This window comes from Fibrobacter sp. UWB15 (assembly GCF_900177705.1).
Lineage (GTDB): Bacteria > Fibrobacterota > Fibrobacteria > Fibrobacterales > Fibrobacteraceae > Fibrobacter.
Window position 1 is genome coordinate 1 of record NZ_FXBA01000016.1, and the last position, 17,575, is coordinate 17,575.

Annotated in this window: 17 protein-coding genes and 1 rRNA gene; 10 read left to right on the forward strand and 8 right to left on the reverse strand. The window is 50.5% G+C overall.

Annotated features, from left to right (window positions below; translation table 11 throughout):
* The coding region (locus tag B9Y58_RS14980) for a GTP-binding protein (protein ID WP_234989108.1) at positions 1 to 95 on the reverse strand (95 nt) is incomplete at its 3' end.
* Between the two features lie 557 nt (positions 96 to 652).
* Between B9Y58_RS14980 and B9Y58_RS13920 the strand changes: the two genes are divergently transcribed.
* The 4 genes from B9Y58_RS13920 to B9Y58_RS13935 all read left to right on the forward strand — a co-directional run bounded on the left by B9Y58_RS13920 (position 653) and on the right by B9Y58_RS13935 (position 6,587).
* Positions 653 to 2,176, forward strand: coding sequence for a hypothetical protein (locus tag B9Y58_RS13920; RefSeq protein ID WP_073058322.1), 1,524 nt, complete (start codon positions 653 to 655; stop codon positions 2,174 to 2,176).
* 191 nt (positions 2,177 to 2,367) lie between these two features.
* Positions 2,368 to 3,654, forward strand: a complete 1,287-nt coding sequence (locus B9Y58_RS13925; protein WP_233247996.1) for a glycosyl hydrolase family 5 — start codon at positions 2,368 to 2,370, stop codon at positions 3,652 to 3,654.
* 203 nt (positions 3,655 to 3,857) lie between these two features.
* Positions 3,858 to 5,498, forward strand: a complete 1,641-nt coding sequence (locus tag B9Y58_RS13930) for a hypothetical protein (protein ID WP_073058319.1) — start codon at positions 3,858 to 3,860, stop codon at positions 5,496 to 5,498.
* 93 nt (positions 5,499 to 5,591) lie between these two features.
* Positions 5,592 to 6,587: a GDSL-type esterase/lipase family protein gene (locus tag B9Y58_RS13935; protein WP_073058318.1), complete on the forward strand. Its 996-nt coding sequence runs from the start codon at positions 5,592 to 5,594 to the stop codon at positions 6,585 to 6,587.
* On the opposite strand, the gene B9Y58_RS13940 is transcribed toward B9Y58_RS13935, so the two are convergent.
* Positions 6,584 to 7,600 carry an alpha/beta hydrolase gene (locus B9Y58_RS13940; protein WP_083532369.1) on the reverse strand — a complete coding sequence of 339 codons (1,017 nt, stop codon included), beginning with the start codon at positions 7,598 to 7,600 and terminating at the stop codon, positions 6,584 to 6,586. The genes B9Y58_RS13935 and B9Y58_RS13940 overlap by 4 nt on opposite strands.
* A 128-nt stretch (positions 7,601 to 7,728) precedes the next feature.
* Here B9Y58_RS13940 and B9Y58_RS13945 point away from each other — a divergent pair, with 128 nt between their 5' ends.
* Positions 7,729 to 8,052, forward strand: coding sequence for a hypothetical protein (locus B9Y58_RS13945; protein WP_073058316.1), 324 nt, complete (start codon positions 7,729 to 7,731; stop codon positions 8,050 to 8,052).
* Here B9Y58_RS13945 and B9Y58_RS13950 read toward each other — a convergent pair.
* Complete coding sequence (locus B9Y58_RS13950) at positions 8,049 to 8,780, reverse strand: CAP domain-containing protein (protein WP_073058314.1); 732 nt, start codon at positions 8,778 to 8,780, stop codon at positions 8,049 to 8,051. The genes B9Y58_RS13945 and B9Y58_RS13950 overlap by 4 nt on opposite strands.
* Before the next feature lie 162 nt (positions 8,781 to 8,942).
* Between B9Y58_RS13950 and B9Y58_RS13955 the strand changes: the two genes are divergently transcribed.
* Positions 8,943 to 10,811, forward strand: a complete 1,869-nt coding sequence (locus tag B9Y58_RS13955; protein WP_073058312.1) for an ABC-F family ATP-binding cassette domain-containing protein — start codon at positions 8,943 to 8,945, stop codon at positions 10,809 to 10,811.
* A gap of 38 nt (positions 10,812 to 10,849) precedes the next feature.
* Here B9Y58_RS13955 and B9Y58_RS13960 read toward each other — a convergent pair whose 3' ends face one another.
* Positions 10,850 to 11,242: a co-chaperone GroES gene (locus tag B9Y58_RS13960; RefSeq protein ID WP_073058309.1), complete on the reverse strand. Its 393-nt coding sequence runs from the start codon at positions 11,240 to 11,242 to the stop codon at positions 10,850 to 10,852.
* 42 nt (positions 11,243 to 11,284) lie between these two features.
* Here B9Y58_RS13960 and B9Y58_RS13965 point away from each other — a divergent pair, with 42 nt between their 5' ends.
* On the forward strand, positions 11,285 to 12,220 hold the full coding sequence (locus B9Y58_RS13965) for a hypothetical protein (protein WP_073058306.1): 936 nt from the start codon (positions 11,285 to 11,287) through the stop codon (positions 12,218 to 12,220).
* On the opposite strand, the gene B9Y58_RS13970 is transcribed toward B9Y58_RS13965, so the two are convergent.
* Together B9Y58_RS13970 and B9Y58_RS13975 are read right to left on the reverse strand one after the other, a co-directional pair.
* On the reverse strand, positions 12,221 to 13,051 hold the full coding sequence (locus tag B9Y58_RS13970; protein WP_073058304.1) for a M23 family metallopeptidase: 831 nt from the start codon (positions 13,049 to 13,051) through the stop codon (positions 12,221 to 12,223).
* The gene (locus B9Y58_RS13975; RefSeq protein ID WP_073058302.1) at positions 13,038 to 13,319 is read right to left on the reverse strand and encodes a hypothetical protein; all 282 of its coding nucleotides are present in this window, start codon (positions 13,317 to 13,319) and stop codon (positions 13,038 to 13,040) included. The genes B9Y58_RS13970 and B9Y58_RS13975 overlap by 14 nt, the downstream gene beginning before the upstream one ends.
* Before the next feature lie 63 nt (positions 13,320 to 13,382).
* On the opposite strand from B9Y58_RS13975, the gene B9Y58_RS14655 reads away from it, so the two are divergent.
* The 3 genes from B9Y58_RS14655 to B9Y58_RS13985 all read left to right on the forward strand — a co-directional run bounded on the left by B9Y58_RS14655 (position 13,383) and on the right by B9Y58_RS13985 (position 15,881).
* Positions 13,383 to 13,535, forward strand: coding sequence for a hypothetical protein (locus B9Y58_RS14655; protein WP_158278375.1), 153 nt, complete (start codon positions 13,383 to 13,385; stop codon positions 13,533 to 13,535).
* Entirely contained in the window at positions 13,536 to 14,648 is a 1,113-nt protein-coding gene (gene dnaN / locus B9Y58_RS13980; RefSeq protein WP_073058298.1) for a DNA polymerase III subunit beta, read from the forward strand. It begins immediately after the preceding gene.
* 225 nt (positions 14,649 to 14,873) lie between these two features.
* Positions 14,874 to 15,881, forward strand: coding sequence for a hypothetical protein (locus tag B9Y58_RS13985; RefSeq protein ID WP_085534952.1), 1,008 nt, complete (start codon positions 14,874 to 14,876; stop codon positions 15,879 to 15,881).
* 383 nt (positions 15,882 to 16,264) lie between these two features.
* Here B9Y58_RS13985 and B9Y58_RS13990 read toward each other — a convergent pair whose 3' ends face one another.
* Positions 16,265 to 17,371 (reverse strand): FISUMP domain-containing protein, encoded by a 1,107-nt coding sequence (locus tag B9Y58_RS13990; protein WP_143154728.1) that lies wholly within the window; start codon positions 17,369 to 17,371, stop codon positions 16,265 to 16,267.
* Positions 17,372 to 17,485: 114 nt separating this feature from the next.
* Positions 17,486 to 17,575 (reverse strand): 5S ribosomal RNA (rrf, locus tag B9Y58_RS13995); the annotation flags it as partial.

The following is a 17,575-nucleotide window of genomic DNA, read 5'->3' on the forward strand; positions in this document are numbered from 1 at the left end:
ATTGCGGCGGTCAGAGTGGGTTTGCCGTGGTCAACGTGGCCGATGGTGCCGATGTTGCAGTGCGGCTTGCTTCTGTCAAAATGTTCTTTTGCCATTTTTTCCTCTTCTTCAGCAGAAGGTTTATCGCTTCGAATCCTAGGAACGGCGCGGGTTAAACGCATATTCCTGTTATTTCGCAAAGCATAGGAAGCGGTACTTTGCGAATTTTGCCGAACAAATTTAGTAATTTCAAGGAATTTTTCAAGGATTTTTTTTTGCTTTTTCGCCCAAAAACGCGGATTTTGGGGCTTGTAGCGACTATTTTCACTCTTTTTAAAATGTGAACTTAGGACATTTTCCAGATTTCAAAAGTGGCGTTTTTAGCGAAATTTCAAGGGTTTAATAATCAACACCTAAATTAATTCCAACTTATCAACATTTTAAAAACACTCGTAAGTCTAAGGACGGCAACCATTTCAATCTATCAACAACTTTTTTAGTAAAAAGATTTTTACATAATAAAAATTTACAATAGGAGGTCCTTGTAAATTTATCCACACTTTGAGGAACGCCATAGGAACACTATTAGAAATGTCTATCTATTTTTTACTTTGAATCCTTAATTATTTAGCTATCTTGTGTTTCCGAGTGTTTCGGGAGCCCTGAGGATCCTATGAAGAGAAAGTTTTTCAAGTTTTTGCTGTCCGCAGCCACAGTCGCCTTCATTTGCAGCTGTGGCGAAGACATGTTGGTTGGCACCAACGGTAAATCCACCCCCATTGTTACTCAAATTTCCTACCTGTACAATGACGGCGGTACCAGCTATCTTATTGATGTTAATGGTTTTGTGACATCCGAAAGCGGCGACACCGTGGGCGTTGCCGATATTCAGGGCGGCCTGATCGTCGCTATCGACGGATCCGTCATCGCAGATAACGTTGACTTCAACTCACTCGATATTATCGAACCCACTTACATCACGTCTCCGGCATGGGTTCTTTCTGCCGACAAGAATTACGTGATCTACCCGGGTACCGGTTACGTTACTGACGGCGCCGGGACAATTGTCGGCACCATGATTTTCGACACGGATCCTGCCACCGGCGCCATGCTTACTACCGGAACCATCTACGACGTGACAGGAGCTCCCCTGTTCGAAGACGTGGACGTCAACGAGCTCCCAATCCACGAACCCAACGTTTTCGTGCCTCCTGCACCGACTCCGACACCGACAATCAGTTCCTCTAGCGCCGACGACCCGTTCGTCAACCCGCCGGAACCGATTCCCGATCCGGTACTTTCCTCCGATTCCCAGGAACCGGAACTCTCTTCCAACTCCGTGGAACCGAACTCTTCGGCTACGGTGAAATCGTCTAGCTCTTCTGCAAAGTCCTCCAGTTCTGCAAAATCCTCGAGCAGCGTGCAGTCCAGTTCTTCTACCCCCAAGAGCAGCAGTTCTTCGAATGGCACCGACAACAGCAAGTGCCCGACTATCAAGACCAAGGGCGGCAGAAGCGGTTCCGGCTGGGCAACCCGCTATTGGGACTGCTGTAAGCCTCACTGCTCTTGGCAGCAACACGCTGGCGGAAACCTTTCCAAACAGTGCACGAACAAGGGCAGAACCAACGATACCAACTGGGGTAACGGCAGCGTTTGCGACGGCGGTGGTTCTGCAATGACATGCATTAGCCAGATTCCGTTTACGATTGATGGCTGTTCCGACATGGCCTTCGCCTTTGCAGCCGTGCCGGCCTCTGACGGCGGCTCCTGCGGCAAGTGCTACCAGCTCACCTTTACCGGCAAGGGCAAGTACAAGACTGACGTCAATACCAAGGCACTCAACGGCAAGAAGCTTATTGTCATGACGACAAACGTCGGTACCGACGTGCAACAAGGACAGTTCGACATCATGATTCCGGGTGGCGGCGTGGGTATCTTCAACGGCTGCGCCAGCATGGGCTGGGGTAGCCAGGGCGCCCAATACGGAGGCCTTCTCGCCGACTGCGAAGGCGAAAGCAAGGACCTCCCGAATAAAGTCGTGACCTGCCTGAAAAACAAGTGCAACAGCGTATTCAGTAACGACAGCGAAGCCAAGCAAGGCTGCCTGTTCCTTGCCGAATGGATGCACGCAGCCGGCAACCCGATGCACAATTACACCGAAGTCGAATGCCCCGACGTGTTGAAGCAGAAGTATTAATCTGATTCAAAATTTCAATCCCGGCTAAAAGCCGGGATTTTTCGTTTCAATAAAAATGTGATGAATTTCTCGCAAGCGCTTGTCTTCCAAAAATTTACGTGCTTTTCACACCCGTTTAGATTATCTTATAGCGTGGATGGAATTGGAGGACTTTCAAAAGGAAGTCTCGTTTTACTGTTATGAGGAGATTTATGAAAAATCGATTTCTTAAGTCTATACTGGTCTTGAGCACCGTATTGGCATTGGTCAACTGCTCCGAAGAAAGCACGGATGCAATCAACAACGGAAATGACACCGCCCAAGTCAGCCCGAGCGATGCCGCATGGCTTATGAACATCGGCCAGGATATCTTGATTTATCCGACAGGCTCCGTAACTGACGTAGGCGGCAACGTTATAGGATCAGTCGTCTTTATAGAAGGGACGCTTTTAGGGACAATCTATGCCGCAGACGGCACGGTTCTTCTTGAAAATGTAGACGTCTCTCCCTACCCCATTACCACTCTCGAACAGCTGGCAGCAGGCATCATTCCGGGCTCTTCGGAAACCTTGCTCCCGCCAATGCCGGAATCTTCGGCCGGAGTCTTGCCGGGCATCTCTTCTGACAGTAATATTCCGGAGCCCACCTCCAGCGAAATACAAGGCGTAAGCTCTTCTTCTGAAAAGGCAAACAACAAATCCTCTAGCAGCAAGGCAAAGTCCTCCAGTTCCGCAAAATCCTCTTCCAGCACCAAAAGCAGCTCTTCCAATCAACCGGCCGGATGCCCAAACATCCAGGTCAAAGGTGGCGCAAGCGGTAGTGGCTGGGCAACCCGTTACTGGGATTGCTGCAAGCCTAGTTGCTCCTGGACAGAAAACTCTGGCGGAAACCCCTCAAGACAGTGCACCAACAAGGGTAAAACCAACGACACCGACTGGAACAACGGCAGCGTTTGCGATGGCCGCGGTTCTGCCATGACTTGCACAAGCCAGATCCCGTTCACGGTTGACGGTTGCGACGAAATGGCATTCGCTTTCGCGGCTGTACCGGCAGCGAACGGAGGGTCGTGCGGCAAGTGCTTCCAGCTCACCTTCACCGGTGAAGGGCACTACAATTCGACAAACGACAACACCAGAAAAATGAAAGGCAAAAAACTCATCATTATGGCAACCAACATCGGTGGCGATGTACAACAGGGACAGTTCGATATCATGATCCCCGGTGGCGGCGTCGGCATGTTCAACGGGTGCGCCAGTATGGGCTGGGGCAGCCAGGGCGAACAGTACGGCGGACTCCTCTCCGACTGCGAAAAGGAAACCGGCTACAGCGCCGGCAAATATGCAAGTTGCCTCACCGAAAAGTGCAACAAGTCCTTTGCGAACGACGAAGAAGCCAAGAAGGGCTGCCTGTTCCTTGCAACCTGGATGAAAGCCGCAGGCAACCCCGAACACAACTATGTCGAAGTGGAATGCCCCGACGTACTGAAACAGAGATACTAATCTGATTCAAAATTTCAAGAATCACAATCCCGGCTTCCCAGTCGGGATTTTTCGTTTCAAAAAAAATGTGACAAACATCTCGCAAGTGATTACCTTCTAAAAATTTACGTGCATTTTTGCACCAATTAATCTATCTTTATGCGCGGATGGAATTGGAAGGACTTTCGGAATGAAAGTCTAATTGTATTTGTTTGAGGATGCATATGAAAAACCGATTCCTGAAATCCGTGCTAGTCCTGAGCACAGTTCTCGCACTTGTCAACTGCTCCGAAGAAGCTGCGGATGCAATCAACAACCTTGATCCCCAAGCTACCCAGCCCACGGGCGACAATCCCAACTTGCTCCCGGCAGATGAACCTTGTTGGCTTTTGAAGGCCGACCAATCGTATCTTATTTATTCTGCAGGCATTGTCACCGACCTTAGCGGCAACGTAGTGGGTACAATCACCTTTATCGACGGAACTCTTGCAGGTTCTATCGTCGCTATCGACGGCTCCATGATTCTGGAAAATGTCGATGCGGGTGCCCTCCCTATCGTAACCCGCGCTACTGCAGCAACGACGGCATCACCCACTTCATCTGCAGAAGCCACAATTCCTACTATACCCACGCTGTCTAGCGCAACGGATCCCATGCCGACGCTTTCTTCTGGCAACGAACCCACCACTCCTGTGGCAAGCAGCTCTTCTGAAACGACCGTCACAAATTCTTCTGACGATAAGCAGCAGACACCGACCTCTTCTTCGAATCAGCAACAGCCGAATTCGTCTGCCGCCACCTCCAGCAACCAGTGCGACGGAAAATGCCAGGACAGCGCTTCGGGCAAGTGCGTCGATCCCCACACCACTCTTAAGGGTTCCCACGACGAACAATACGCCTACGATGAATCCTGCAAGATAAACTGCTATTACGATCCGACCAATCAAAATTGCCAAAACATCGGTGGCGGCGCAGCGCAGACAAGCAGCGCTTCTCAGCCGAATTCCAGCTCCAGCGTGAAGTCTTCGAGCAGCCAACAACAGCCGAAGTCTTCGAGTAGCCAGCAGCAACCGAAATCTTCGAGCTCTGTCAAGTCCTCTAGCTCCGTCGCCAAGTCGAGCAATTCACAGAGCAGTGGCGGAAACGACGCCGAGGCCTCCAAGTATATCGACGCCGGTAAAGGCGGCCAGCAGGGCTGGGCAACCCGTTACTGGGACTGCTGCATGCCGAGCTGCGCATGGAAAGAAAATTCAAATGGTAACCCGACCAAGACCTGCGACGCCAAGGGCAAGAGCCCCGTTAGCGGCGGCCAGAGCATTTGCTCCGGTGGCCAGCAGACTACCTGCACAAGCCAGATTCCGATCATCGCAAGCGACAAGGTCGCCTATGCATTTGCAGCTGTTCCTGCTGCAGACGGCGGAAAGTGCGGTAAATGCTTCGCCCTCACCTTTACTGGCCAGGGCAAGTACGAAACCAAGGGCAACCATCAGGCTCTTAAGGGCAAGACTCTCGTCGTGATGGCATCGAACATCGGTGGCGACGTTAACCACGGCCAGTTCGACATCATGATCCCGGGCGGTGGACTCGGCGCATTCAAAAACGGATGTTCCCAAATGGGCTGGGGCAACCAGGGTGCAGAATACGGCGGTCTCCTCTCCGACTGCGAAAGTAGCGTTGGCTACGACGGAGACCTTCTGAGCAAGCGCAAGCAGTGCCTCACCAACAAGTGCAACGAAGTCTTCAAGAACGATTCCGAAGCCAAGGAAGGCTGCCTGTTCCTTGCCACCTGGATGGAAGCAGCCGGCAACCCGAACCATGAATTCAAGGAAGTGGAATGCCCGCAGGCTCTCAAGGGCAGGTGGTAATCTAATTCAACAAGCTCTTTCAAAACCCGCTGGCGAATGTTTATATCAAAGCCGGCGGGCTTTTTTATATTATAGACATAAAGGAGTGTTTGAATGTTTGGGAAAAATACTTTGAAAGCTGCAGTGGTAGTTTTGGCCGGTGCAGGATTCTTTACAGCACATGCCGCAACAAACGTGGCCTGTGTCGGCAACAGCATTACCGAAGGTTACGGAATCTGGAGCGAAAAGAAATACCCCGACCACCTGCAAGAATTACTCGGGAATGATTACGCCGTCACGAACTTCGGCGTTTCTTCGATGACATTTGCAGGCGCCACCATTAAATCGGGAGACAACAATTCCAGCTACTGGAAAACCGAAAAGTTCAAGGCAGCGCTCGCCTCTTCGCCAGATATCGTGGTCATTGAACTCGGCACGAACGACAGCAAGTACTTTATGGAAAGCGCCGGAGGCAATTACAACTACCTTTACGGCCAATGCGAAAAATCGCAGCTTTACGCCGACTACGAGGCGCTCATCGACACCTTTGCGCACCTGCCCACAAGCCCCGAAATTTACGCCACGCTGCAGCCCTACAGCAACAACGTGGGTTGGGCCATCATGGATACGGCTATCGTAAGTCAAATCAACCCGATTATCAAGGAAACCGCAACAAAGAAGGGCGTAAACATTATTGACCTGCACGCCCTTTTCAAGACACCCGAATGGTTTTTAGACGATAGCGTCCACCCGAACGCAAAAGGCGCACAGGAACTAGCCAAAATCGTGAACAAGTATATTACCATGGCAAAGCCCAAGCTCAAGCAGAACGGGATAACCCTGCAAGTAGAAGGCAGCGCCTATGACTACCTCTGGTACAAAGACGGCAAGTTGATCGAAGGCGCCGACAAGGCCACGCTTACGCTCTCCGAAAAGGGTAAGTACAAGGCTTTTGTAAAGGTCGAAAGCGACAACGATTCCTGGCTCCTGAGTGGAGAATTCGAAGTAAAGGATATCGGCCCCACCGTCATTAAAAAACGCACCATCGCTCAACCGAAAGTGCGTAAATTGCATCACAAGGTAGATGTCAAAGGCCGCCGGGCGGACTAAAGCCTGGACTCCAGGAATTTAAACATCGTGCTATAGGCGTTATCGCGGACCGGCTTGCGGGAAAGGAACAGGTCGTGAAGCCCACCCTGGATTTCTTCCAACTCTACGCTGGGTCCAAGGTTCCTACCGTATTCGCGAATATGCTCGACGTCCAAGACGCCGTCGCAATAGGTATATTCTTCGCTCCAGTCGTCGTCGCGGTAACTGCAGCCGCTATGCATGACTAGAATTGGCGGCATAAGGCGCAATCCTTCCTGAAGACGCGCATGCCCCGAATGGATGGCATGGAGCCAGCCGAAATCGATGGCAAGGCTACCTGGCACCTTCAAGTTTCCATCGTATTCCCATTCACCGTATTCCGATTTGCGCAAGCTCTTGTCGTAATTCGGGTTTTCGCCACGGGGAATTCCAAGACCCGGCACAACGTTACCGAAGGCCGAAAGTAACGGAACCGCAAGGCGACGTACCGGCCACACATAATTCATTTCCAGAAACGGGCTATTGAGAACGATAGCAGATATTCCGGCACCGTTTTCGCGGTCAGCGGCATAAAGACATGCGATTAAACCACCGGTGCTATGCCCTAACAACACCAGTGGAACAGAATCACCTTCTATAGCGTGAATCATCGCAATCGCGGAATCCAATTCGGCGTAATACTCCGAAATATCCCGGAGTTCACCCATTTTTTCGCCTTCACGATAGGATCGGCCGTACTTATGCAAATCAATGGCGTAGAAAGAATAACCGACAGAATCTATCTTTTGCGCCAATTCCTGCTGAAAGAAGTAATCGTTGAATCCGTGGATATAGAGAACGACTGCTTTAGGAATTCGGAGTGTTACAGAATCTTTTGCCAAATCAAATGGGTAATCAACAAGCGTTGCATGAAAGTTCACCGCCTCGAACTCATGCATTCTAAAGGGATTCCCGAGCATCTTATCGGGTGACCAGGCTATGTCCTTTGCAAAAAGGGTTGACGCTAATATTAGAACGATTACACACCATTTCATACGATAAGGCAATATAATTTATTGTATTCGCGGTCATTCATATTTTTTTCGTACAAGCGCTTTTTTTTCTTCAAAACAGACAACTATAGTTGGCGTGATTTTTAAGGCTTCGTTTTTAAAATTAAATTATGTTTGATGACGAAGTCCATAAGAACGCCTTGAAAGAGTTTATCGCTTTCTTAAGGACGCGTAATACCCAGAAAAACATTGCCTTTTTTAGCGATATTTCCAGAGAATACGTAAGGCACCTCGGAAAGGGCGAAAAAATCCCCACCATTCGGATATTCTTCAACATTATCGAAGCCGCCGGAATAGACCTGAAAGAAGGACTTGGTATCTATATTGACTTCCTCCAGAAACAAAAAATGGCCCTTGCCGCCGATCACGCAAAGGGCCTGGAATATGTCAAGAAACTAAAATCGGGAAAAATCCGCCCGAAGAAAAACCCCTAGAAGAAGTCTACGTTAAACCAGCCTGTTTTGCCATCTTCAGAAAGAGTGATTCCGCAAGCGACCTTGGTGTAGCTTGTGTTTTTCATATTCAGGTAGTGACCGATATAGGGGTAATCCTCGCTCTTGTTCGGATCGCGTTCACCGCTTGTAACAAGCGCCTTTTCTTCTTCCCACATCATCTTGAGGTAGTATTCGGCAACGGCAGTAGCGTTCTTCTGCCATTTAGCGTTGAAATTCGGCCCGCTGTTCTGCGCGAATTCACCGCAATCGCCGAAGTGGCCATGAGCCTTGTTCGACTTAAGATCGTCGGCGGACTGCTTGTCGGCGCACGTCTGCTTTTCTTGCGCTGCGAGCGTGAGCGGCTTCAAGTTTTCGGTAGCGCGGTACTCGTTGATTTTGGCGAGGCAGTCGTCGCGCCAGCCCTCGTTAATAAAGCCAGCGTCTTCCTTTGCAGAAGTTTCGGAAGAAGAGCTCGACTCGGCGTCTGCAGAAGAGCCGGATTCCTCAGAATCATACGCTTCTACCCTAAGCGTGTCGACTTTCGAGGAACTGGAAACACTCTTGTCCGTGGCACTCGACACTTTGTCCGAAACGGGGATATTGATTTCGTCGCCGGTATCGATATTGGCGTCCGTACCCGACGAGGAATCGTCGGAACAGGCGGAAAGACCGAATGCCATGGCAAACGCGCATGGCACTGCAATCGAATAGAATTTCTTGGTCATCATCAAACTCCTTTTTTGCGGGAAACCCCGCTCTTTATCTGAAAATATAATTCTGAAAGGAATTTGGCAAGCGCCCTCCCTCTTAACCGTGAGCAACCTTCGTTCTACTCCCTACCGCCTACTGTCTACTTCCTACTGCCTACTATATTTCTATCTTTAATCCCCGTGATTCAGATTCAGAACATTTCGAAGTCTTTTGGTGAACAGGTGCTGCTTGACGGCGCCTCGATGCTTGTAGGCGACCACGAACGCGTGGGCCTTGTAGGCCGCAACGGTTGCGGCAAATCGACCCTTTTCAAGATGATTCTCGGCCAGGAATGCATCGATGGAGGCTCCATCGACATTCCCAAGAAATACACACTGGGTTACTTGCAACAGCACCTGAACTTTACGCACGCCACGGTTCACGAAGAAGCCTGCAGCGTATTAAAGCCCAATGAAGACGGCTGGATCGAAGAACACAAGGTCGAAGCGATTCTGTTCGGCCTGGGGTTCGACGAAGAATCCATGCACAAGAGCCCCGCACTCCTTTCGGGCGGTTTCCAGATTCGCCTGAACTTGGCGAAGGTCTTGGCGAGCGAACCCGATATGCTGTTGCTCGACGAACCGACCAACTACCTGGACATCGTGTCGATGCGCTGGCTCAGCCGCTTTTTGCGCAGCTGGAAGGGCGAAGTGCTCTTGATTACCCACGACCATCACTTTATGGACGAAGTCTGCACGCACACGGTAGGCATTCACCGCCACAAGATGCGCAAGGTGAAGGGTACGGTAGAAAAGCTCCGCGAAACCATTGCCGAAGAAGAAGAAGTCGCCCAGCGCACGCAGGAAAACGAGGCGAAAAAGAAGGCGCAGCTCGAACAGGTCATCGAACGTTTCCGCTACAAGGCCGCAAAAGCCGCTATGGTGCAGTCCAAGATCAAGGCAGCGGCAAAGCTTGCTACCGGCGAGCGCCTCACCCACGAACGCAACCTGGATTTCAGCTTTACCGAGGCAGGTTTCCCCGGCAAGCGCATGCTGCAAATCAAGGGTCTGACTTTTGCCTACCCGAACGGCCCGGAGCTGATTACCGACCTCACCATGGAAGTCTTTAAGGGCGACCGCATCGCCGTCATTGGCCCGAACGGCCGCGGTAAAACGACGCTCCTGAACCTGATTGCAAACGAGCTCAAACCTGTCGCGGGCGAAATCGCTCCGAATCCGAACGTGCAGATTAACTATTTCGGACAGACGAATATCAACCGCCTGAATTTAGACAATACCGTCGAAGAAGAAATCGCCTCGGCCATCGTCGAAGTTTCGCAGAAGAGCCGCGCCCGCGGACTTGCAGGCCTCATGATGTTCAGCGGCGATGCCGCGTTAAAGAAGGTGAAAGTCTTAAGCGGTGGCGAACGCAGCCGCGTGCTGCTCGGCAAAATTCTGGCAACTCCCTGCAATATGTTGCTGCTCGACGAACCGACGAACCACTTGGACATGGAATCCATCGAAAGCCTGATCGACGCCCTCGAAGATTACGAAGGAACGGCAATGGTGGTGACCCATGACGAAGAACTGCTGCACGCGTTTGCCACAAGGCTCGTGGTGTTCGACGGCGGCAAGTGCCGCGTATTCGAAGGCACCTACGCCGACTTCTTGGAGAAGGTGGGCTGGGCCAGCGAAAAGAAACCGGGCGGCTCTGAATCGGCCAATATCAAGGTTTCAAACATCGACGTGAAAACGGATGCACCCACCAGTGCCCCGCGCGCCAAAGAAGACCGCAAGGCCCGCGCCGACTACATCGCCGAACGCAGCAAGATTATCAAGCCCTTGGAAAAGAAGCTTGCCAAACTCGAAGAAGATATCGCGAAAGCTGAAGCCCTGGGCGGCGAACTCGAAGCCAAGCTCGTGACCGCCTCCGAAACCGGCGACGGCAACGCCATCACCGCAATCGCAAAGGACATGGACGACAACAAGAAGAAAGTCGACCAGCTTTACGAAGATTGGGAGAAGGTGTCCGCCGAGCTCGAAGCGGCCCGCGATAAATATCCTATATAAAAAAGCTGATGCTGACCTTCGTCAGCATGACATTCAAACTACAAATTCTCGATTCCAGAGACGTCGTCGGGCACGTCCTGGCGCATGACCATAAGTACGGCATTCTGCGAAATAATGACATAGCGCTCGCCCGCCACTTCAATCTCATGACCATTGGCGTGCAGGTACAGGGCCTCGTCGCCTTCTTTTACCTGCAGCGGCAAGTACTTGACTTCGTCGGGAGATTCCCCGCGGAATACGGCATCGCTATCTTGCGTCACAGGCAGCGGATATCCCGGTCCCACCTTGACCACTATACCTGTATGCACGGCGTCGTGTTCGCGAACGCTCGGGGGCAGATAGAGTCCGCTCCCAGTCTTGTTCGATGCTTCGAGGGGCTTAATCAAGATTCGGTCACCAATGACCACGATATTCTTCAAGGGATCCAGCATACCCCAAAGATAGAATTTGCGCGCTTTGCTATAATGTAAGGCGTGATATTCGTTATCCTGTGGACAATCATTTTCGCCTTCCTCGCCGTTTACCTTGGGAAAAGCCCCAGGGTACGTAGCTGGCTTAAAGTGATTTTCAGGGCCCCAAAACTTTGGCGCACTATCATCGGCTCCGTCGCCCTGGTTACAACCATCGTCGTCACCTACCTCATTGTCCCCAAAGCAGCAGATACGCAATTAGACGAAAGAAGCCTCTTTGAAGACTACGCCGCCATCGCCGTCATGAAGCTTGATTCCCTGCAGGTCCTCAAGGTCGATAACGACTGCAACCTCTCGCATCCGGAACCGGAACTTGCCTACGTACTCCCGCTAGTCCTTGGAGCCTACAACGAAATTGTAGACAAGCCCACCACCCCCGTTATCACGCGATTGGACGATACACTCTATTTAACCATGAACGGCTACAAGCAATTCAAGAACAGGGGCATCCGCCTCAATAAGCTTTTGCAAAAAAAACTGGGCAAGCGCTACAAGACGCAAATCGAAAGTGAAGGTTCAAGCCACACGCTCATCGTGACCTACACCGGCGAACCCTGGGACACGGAACAACTCATGGCACTCCCCGTCATGGAAGCATCCCAAATCAACAAGCTGGATCCCGCCCTGTTGATGTCCCTGATACAGCATGTATCCAACTTCAATTTTAACTTCCACGGACAAAAAGATTCCAAGGGACTTCTCGCCCTTAAAGAAGGCGAAGGCCTAGAACAGATTTTTATCGGAGCTGAACGCCTCGGTAAAATGCTTCAGGTGGGCGTGAGCCACGAAAACGCAGTCGCCACCTTCTACCCCAATCCCGAAATCAATTCAAAGCCCGAAAACTGGAGCAAGTCGCCCCTTACCAAGAGCTGGGTCGACCAGGTGCTTTCGGACGTAGAATTCTACCACGCGAACGGGCTTTCGCATTTTGTGCGCTAATTACCTTGTCAAATAAAAACTTTCCGGATTAATGGAAATGCCGTCGATTCGGACTTCATAATGCAGGCCGATACTTGACTGCGTACCGCTTTCGCCAATCAAGGCAATGGGTTGCCCGCGATGAACGTGTTCACCTTGTTTTACCAAGGTCTGTCCCAAATGGGCATAGAAAGTGCGTACGTCGTGGCCGTGGTCAATTTTGACGGCAAGACCGAAACCGCGATGCTTGCGGACTTCGCTCACGGAACCTGCACCGGTCGCATAAACCGTATCGCCCTCGACCGCCACATAGTCAATCCCCCTGTGCGGAAGTTCGCTATCGGTAAAGGGGTCGTAGACCATCTCAAAGCGTTTTTTCACGGCGTGGTTGTTACGCATCGGGTGCAGCACCGGAATCTTCTCAGCCGCCGCAGAATCATTTTCCAGGGCATTCAAAAGCTTATTGAACGTATCTTCCACTTCGTTTACGCTTTTGCGCTTCTGCAAAATCGAATCATCCATCGCCGAAACACCGTCGAGCACAAAGCCAAGGCCACCCACCATCAGGGCGCTGTCGCGGAGAGCGCGGGTTTCTTCAGCCTTCAGAATAGATTCGTCCACTTTAGCACGAATTTCCTTGAGTTCCTTCTTGATGGCGGCGTTTTGCTTATAGACATTGGTAATATTCCCGCTCGTTATGTTGTCTAAAATCTGTACCGGCGAAAACAGGATAAATCCAAAAATGGCAGCCACCACGCCCACGACGGCAACAATGGCTCCAATCAACGAGAACTCATAGCTTTTACCCGACGTGGTCTTGGTCGGGAATACATGAACTTCAAGCTTCTTCACTTTCAGACCCGGGGTTATCGATTCGCTTACGCAAGGATTCAATGACGCGCTTTTTTTCTTCGATGGAACCCAAAAGCTCCACTACGGAAGGATCGTCCTTAATCGTGCTCAAAAGATCGTCCCGAACGGCTCCATGGAGCTTTTGTCCGAGCGCCTGGAAGCATTTTTTGAGCTTGGATTCCTCGTTTGCAAGCTCCACCCGCAAAAGAGCGGTCGACGCATAATTCAGCGCCTTGTTTTTTAACTTATTTAGCGTTTTTTCAGCCATGCCTAATTCCTTTTGTCCGTAAAAAAATTAGTTTTTTACGCGTATAAAAAATGGAGAATATCTATGAGTCGTAGCGATCGTAGACGCGCAAAGCAAAATGCAAAGCAGTTTACACCCAAAAAGGCCAATGCCCTGGACCCCAAAATTATTGCAGTCCTCGCTGCCATTGCCGTTATCTTCTTTGTCGGAACCATGCTTATCCAAAGAGGCGCATAAATGAAGTTCAATATCAAGAAATCCGTATTGCAGGACGCGCTCCAGATTGCTATCAGCGCTATCCCCAATAAGTCCACCCTGCAGATCCTCAACGACTACTCGCTGCGTCTCGAAGGCAACACTCTCGAAATTTGCGCTACCGACTTGAACCTCGGTGTGAGGATTAAGCTAGAAGTCGAAGGCGAACGTGACGGCGAAGCCTTGATCAACGCTCGCAAGTTCTCCGACCTCGTGAAGGCCCTCGTGCCTAGCTGCGAAAACGTGAGCATCGACGTGCAGGATCACTTGACCCGCATCAAGTGGAGCGAAAAGGGCCAGGCCTCCATTACGAGTTTCGACGCTAGCGACTTCCCTCCGTTCCCCGAAGTCGAAGGCAACACCCTCACGCTTGCCGCAAGCGAACTTGCATTCCTGGTCGAAAAGACCGCATTTGCCGTCTCTACCGATAACACCCGCCAGAACCTGAACGGCGTGTTCATGGAAGCCAAGGACGGCAAGATTTCCATGGTCGCAACCGACGGTCACCGCATGGGCCGCGCAAGCATCGAACAGGAAGGTGCAAACCTCGAATCCGGCGTAATCGTTCTCCCGAAGGTGCTCCAGCTCGTGCTCCGCCTCGCCAAGAACGAAGACTCTGTCGAAATCTGCACCACCGAAACCCACGTGCTGTTCCGCATCGGCGCAACGCAGATTATCTCCAAGCTTATCGAAGGTCCGTACCCGAACTACCGCGCCGTGATTCCGCAGAATTTCGAACGCACCGTTCAGGCTAACGCAACCGAACTGTTGGACAAAGTCCATTGTATCTTGCCGATGGCCAATCCGCGTACGCACCAGATTCGTTTCCAGATGGATGGCAACAATATGGAACTTTCCGCTACCGACCCGGATGTCGGTGGCGAAACCCGCGAAGCCTTAGCCGTGACCCACAATGGCGAAGGCAGCTTCAGCATCGGCTTTGACGGCCGTTACTTCTACGAAATCCTCGGCATGTGCAAGAGCGAAGAAGTGGTGCTCAAGATGAACACCCCGATCGGTGCCTGCATCATCGAACCGGTTGGCGACGATATGGGTTTCAGCTTCTTGCTGATGCCGCTCCGCCTTGCCGACTAAGGATTAGACGAATTATAGACAAATTAAAAAGGGCTCTGCGCAGGCGGGCCCTTTTTAATATCGCAAAATTGACTGCTACAGGTGCAGCGCGTCTCTCAACCTTGAAGGCAAACCTCCTCAAATGCAGGCAAAAAAATCGCATGGATTATTTACTCTAACCAATCCATCATCAAAAAAAATTCTATTATGCTTTTTCAGAAGCATCAAGCAAAACAAGAGGGTACAATGCAATTGGAATCGTCGAACATCCCCAGCTACTACAGCCGACTCGTCATGGCCAAGAACCAGGGACATTTTTCCATTGCACGTGCACTCCTTGACATTATCGTTAACGCTCCCGCCCCGGATACCTCTACTCCGGCAGGCCTCAAGGCTCTTGAAAAGATCAACCAGGCCAAGGGACACGCCCAAGCCATAAAGGACGGCGTCGATTCTACCAATGTCCCGCCAGCAGGTGAAGTCGAAGAATGGGCCAGCTATACCGTGCAGAATCCGCCCATTACTAAGCAGCTGGCGCTCGCACTAGCCCACTATTTTAAACAAGGTAACGCATTGGATTCCTGCTACGAAATGTACCAGAAAGCCAACACCTTCGAAATAGGCAACACTAGTGCATTTGAAAGCGCCGCATTGCAAGAAGTTTCGAACGGCAACATGGCAAACGAATTTGGCCTACTCTGCGAAAACGCAGGCGACTACGCCCGCGCCGCCGAATGGTACAAAAAGGCAAAGGCCGCAGGCTGTGCAAGCGCAAACGAATCGCTGGAGCGCATGAACGCGCTCTACGGCATGGCACGCTATTACGCACCCTGGATCAAGGTTGCAACCGCAACGGGCCGCAAGGGCCTTGCAGAGGCCATCCAGAACATCGTAAAGTCCGACCCCAAGCTTTCTACGGCAATGGCAGAAGAAATTAACGTAGCCGAATCGGTAGTGCCGCCCTGCTACGAAGAAATCGAATACTGGGAAAAGGAATTCGAACGCTTTGCCAAGTTCAGCGACAGCGACAACGCAGCCTTCGCAAGCCTCTATGTCGCAATCGGAAACATTCTGGAACGAGCACACATCTACAATCTGGCTCTGCGCTGGTACAAGAAAGCCGTCGTGAATCATCCGACGGCAAACCAGGACGCACACCGTATGCTTCCGCTAAAGAGCAAGTCTGAGCCCATGCGCGAAGCAGAGGATATATACGACAGCCAAAGCTCTATTCCTGCCCTCTGGAAGGCTTAAAAAGGCTTAGGCAGTATTTAGCCGCCTACAAAAAGCAGCACAAGACTCAGTACAAAAATAACGACGCCCCAGACTGTCTCGACAATGGGACTCAGTTTCTTGATTTTGATATCGTCGTTTTCCATAACACACCTCGCTTTGCAAAGGGCGCACCCTATTGCTTTGCCAACCATTTATCAAAGTACAATATGCACTGGACAAAAACCCATGCGATACAAAATTGCAATGGACATTTTGTCAAAGTTCCAGATTGGAATATTCCACTCTGTATTAATTTGTAAGTAAAAAAGAAGGTCCTGGAAGCAGGCCAAACAAAAAGGGGGAAGCCTACCGCTGCCCCTCACGCCCTAATTTTATTGTTAAAATTTTTCAGTAAAAATTGACTAATCTTCAGTCAAAGTATTGTGTGCATCCATTACGCAACGAACTGGTTGAAACATATTTTTTCCACCAGAAGTTCCTTTATTATCAAAGGTATTTGAAATGGATGAAATAAATATTCTTTTGGCATTTTCTTCGTTTGATTCATTTGGCATCCATTGAACAAATAGTTCACGAACCCCAGAAAATCCAATCCCCTTAACCCAATCACCAGTCGGAATAATCGCTAAGCCGCTAGCATTTCGCCCAGCATATTTTTCCCATAAAATTTGAGAACGTATATCACCACCAGCATACAACCATTCTCTCTGATTCATAATATGCCAGCCATCAGGACAAATCCCCTGCCAAACAATGGTCCTCATCTTTTCGGAATTTCTAGCAGAATCAGCATAAGCCTTGCAAGCATCATTACGGCTCACTTCAACAGAATCGCAGACCTTGGGCAGATTCATAGCCTCGGCCCAAGTGTAAAGTCCACCAAAATGGTTATCGCAAAACCATTCGTCATCTACATAGCACAGTTTTTCAGTCACTTTATCGTCAAATTTTGTCGTACCGCTAGGGACCATCTTTCCGTAATTCAGGTTTTCCGCCATTACATAAAAAGTCGTAAACGCATCAAAATCTTCTGAACGGCCTTCAAATTTTAAATACCTATACTTGCGACCATCACGCGGGTCTTCGAATTCAAAATACTTTCCATTGTAACCCGCAAACAAGCTATCCATATTCGGGTGTTCTTTATTTTTTTCGATAGCCGCAAGAGAGTCAAGAGAATCAAGACGAGCAGATGAATCCATGTCCCAGCGTCCATTTCTACATGTACGATATCGGCGCAGTCCATAGCTGTCTTTAATAGATGTATCACCATCGACGCAGAGAGGATTAATTTCTATACTACTACTCGACTCAACCACACTCGAACTACTATTCTTGCCACTTACAGAGCTAGAAGAATTCTTCTCCGCCACCGAGGAACTGGAGCCGAGCTCCTCATTGCTACTCGACGAGATTTCACCGATTGGATCGGGAGCGGAGCTACTTGTTTCATCGCCACATGCTGCGAGCAGGGCTAAAAGGAACAACGACGCAATAAGAAATTTCACAAGAATACCTCCACGATTCCCAAAATCAGGCACCGACAATATAGATAAAAACCGCAGCCCGCTGGTATATAAAAAAAAAGGAGCCCCTCGCCTTTAAGGCAAGGGGCTCCGTGAATCCAGCGGCGACCTACTCTCCCGGGCCCGTGGGCCAGGTACCATCGGCGATGAGGGGCTTGACTTCCGTGTTCGGAAAGGGAACGGGTA

Bases quoted from the DNA above. Each gene is read 5' to 3' on its own strand.
- B9Y58_RS13920 (WP_073058322.1), top strand. From the start codon at position 653: ATGAAGAGAAAGTTTTTCAAGTTTTTGCTGTCCGCAGCCACAGTCGCC.
- B9Y58_RS13925 (WP_233247996.1), top strand. From the start codon at position 2,368: ATGAAAAATCGATTTCTTAAGTCTATACTGGTCTTGAGCACCGTATTG.
- B9Y58_RS13930 (WP_073058319.1), top strand. From the start codon at position 3,858: ATGAAAAACCGATTCCTGAAATCCGTGCTAGTCCTGAGCACAGTTCTC.
- B9Y58_RS13935 (WP_073058318.1), top strand. From the start codon at position 5,592: ATGTTTGGGAAAAATACTTTGAAAGCTGCAGTGGTAGTTTTGGCCGGT.
- B9Y58_RS13940 (WP_083532369.1), bottom strand. From the start codon at position 7,600: ATGAAATGGTGTGTAATCGTTCTAATATTAGCGTCAACCCTTTTTGCA.
- B9Y58_RS13945 (WP_073058316.1), top strand. From the start codon at position 7,729: ATGTTTGATGACGAAGTCCATAAGAACGCCTTGAAAGAGTTTATCGCT.
- B9Y58_RS13950 (WP_073058314.1), bottom strand. From the start codon at position 8,780: ATGATGACCAAGAAATTCTATTCGATTGCAGTGCCATGCGCGTTTGCC.
- B9Y58_RS13960 (WP_073058309.1), bottom strand. From the start codon at position 11,242: ATGCTGGATCCCTTGAAGAATATCGTGGTCATTGGTGACCGAATCTTG.
- B9Y58_RS13975 (WP_073058302.1), bottom strand. From the start codon at position 13,319: ATGGCTGAAAAAACGCTAAATAAGTTAAAAAACAAGGCGCTGAATTAT.
- B9Y58_RS14655 (WP_158278375.1), top strand. From the start codon at position 13,383: ATGAGTCGTAGCGATCGTAGACGCGCAAAGCAAAATGCAAAGCAGTTT.
- dnaN (WP_073058298.1), top strand. From the start codon at position 13,536: ATGAAGTTCAATATCAAGAAATCCGTATTGCAGGACGCGCTCCAGATT.
- B9Y58_RS13985 (WP_085534952.1), top strand. From the start codon at position 14,874: ATGCAATTGGAATCGTCGAACATCCCCAGCTACTACAGCCGACTCGTC.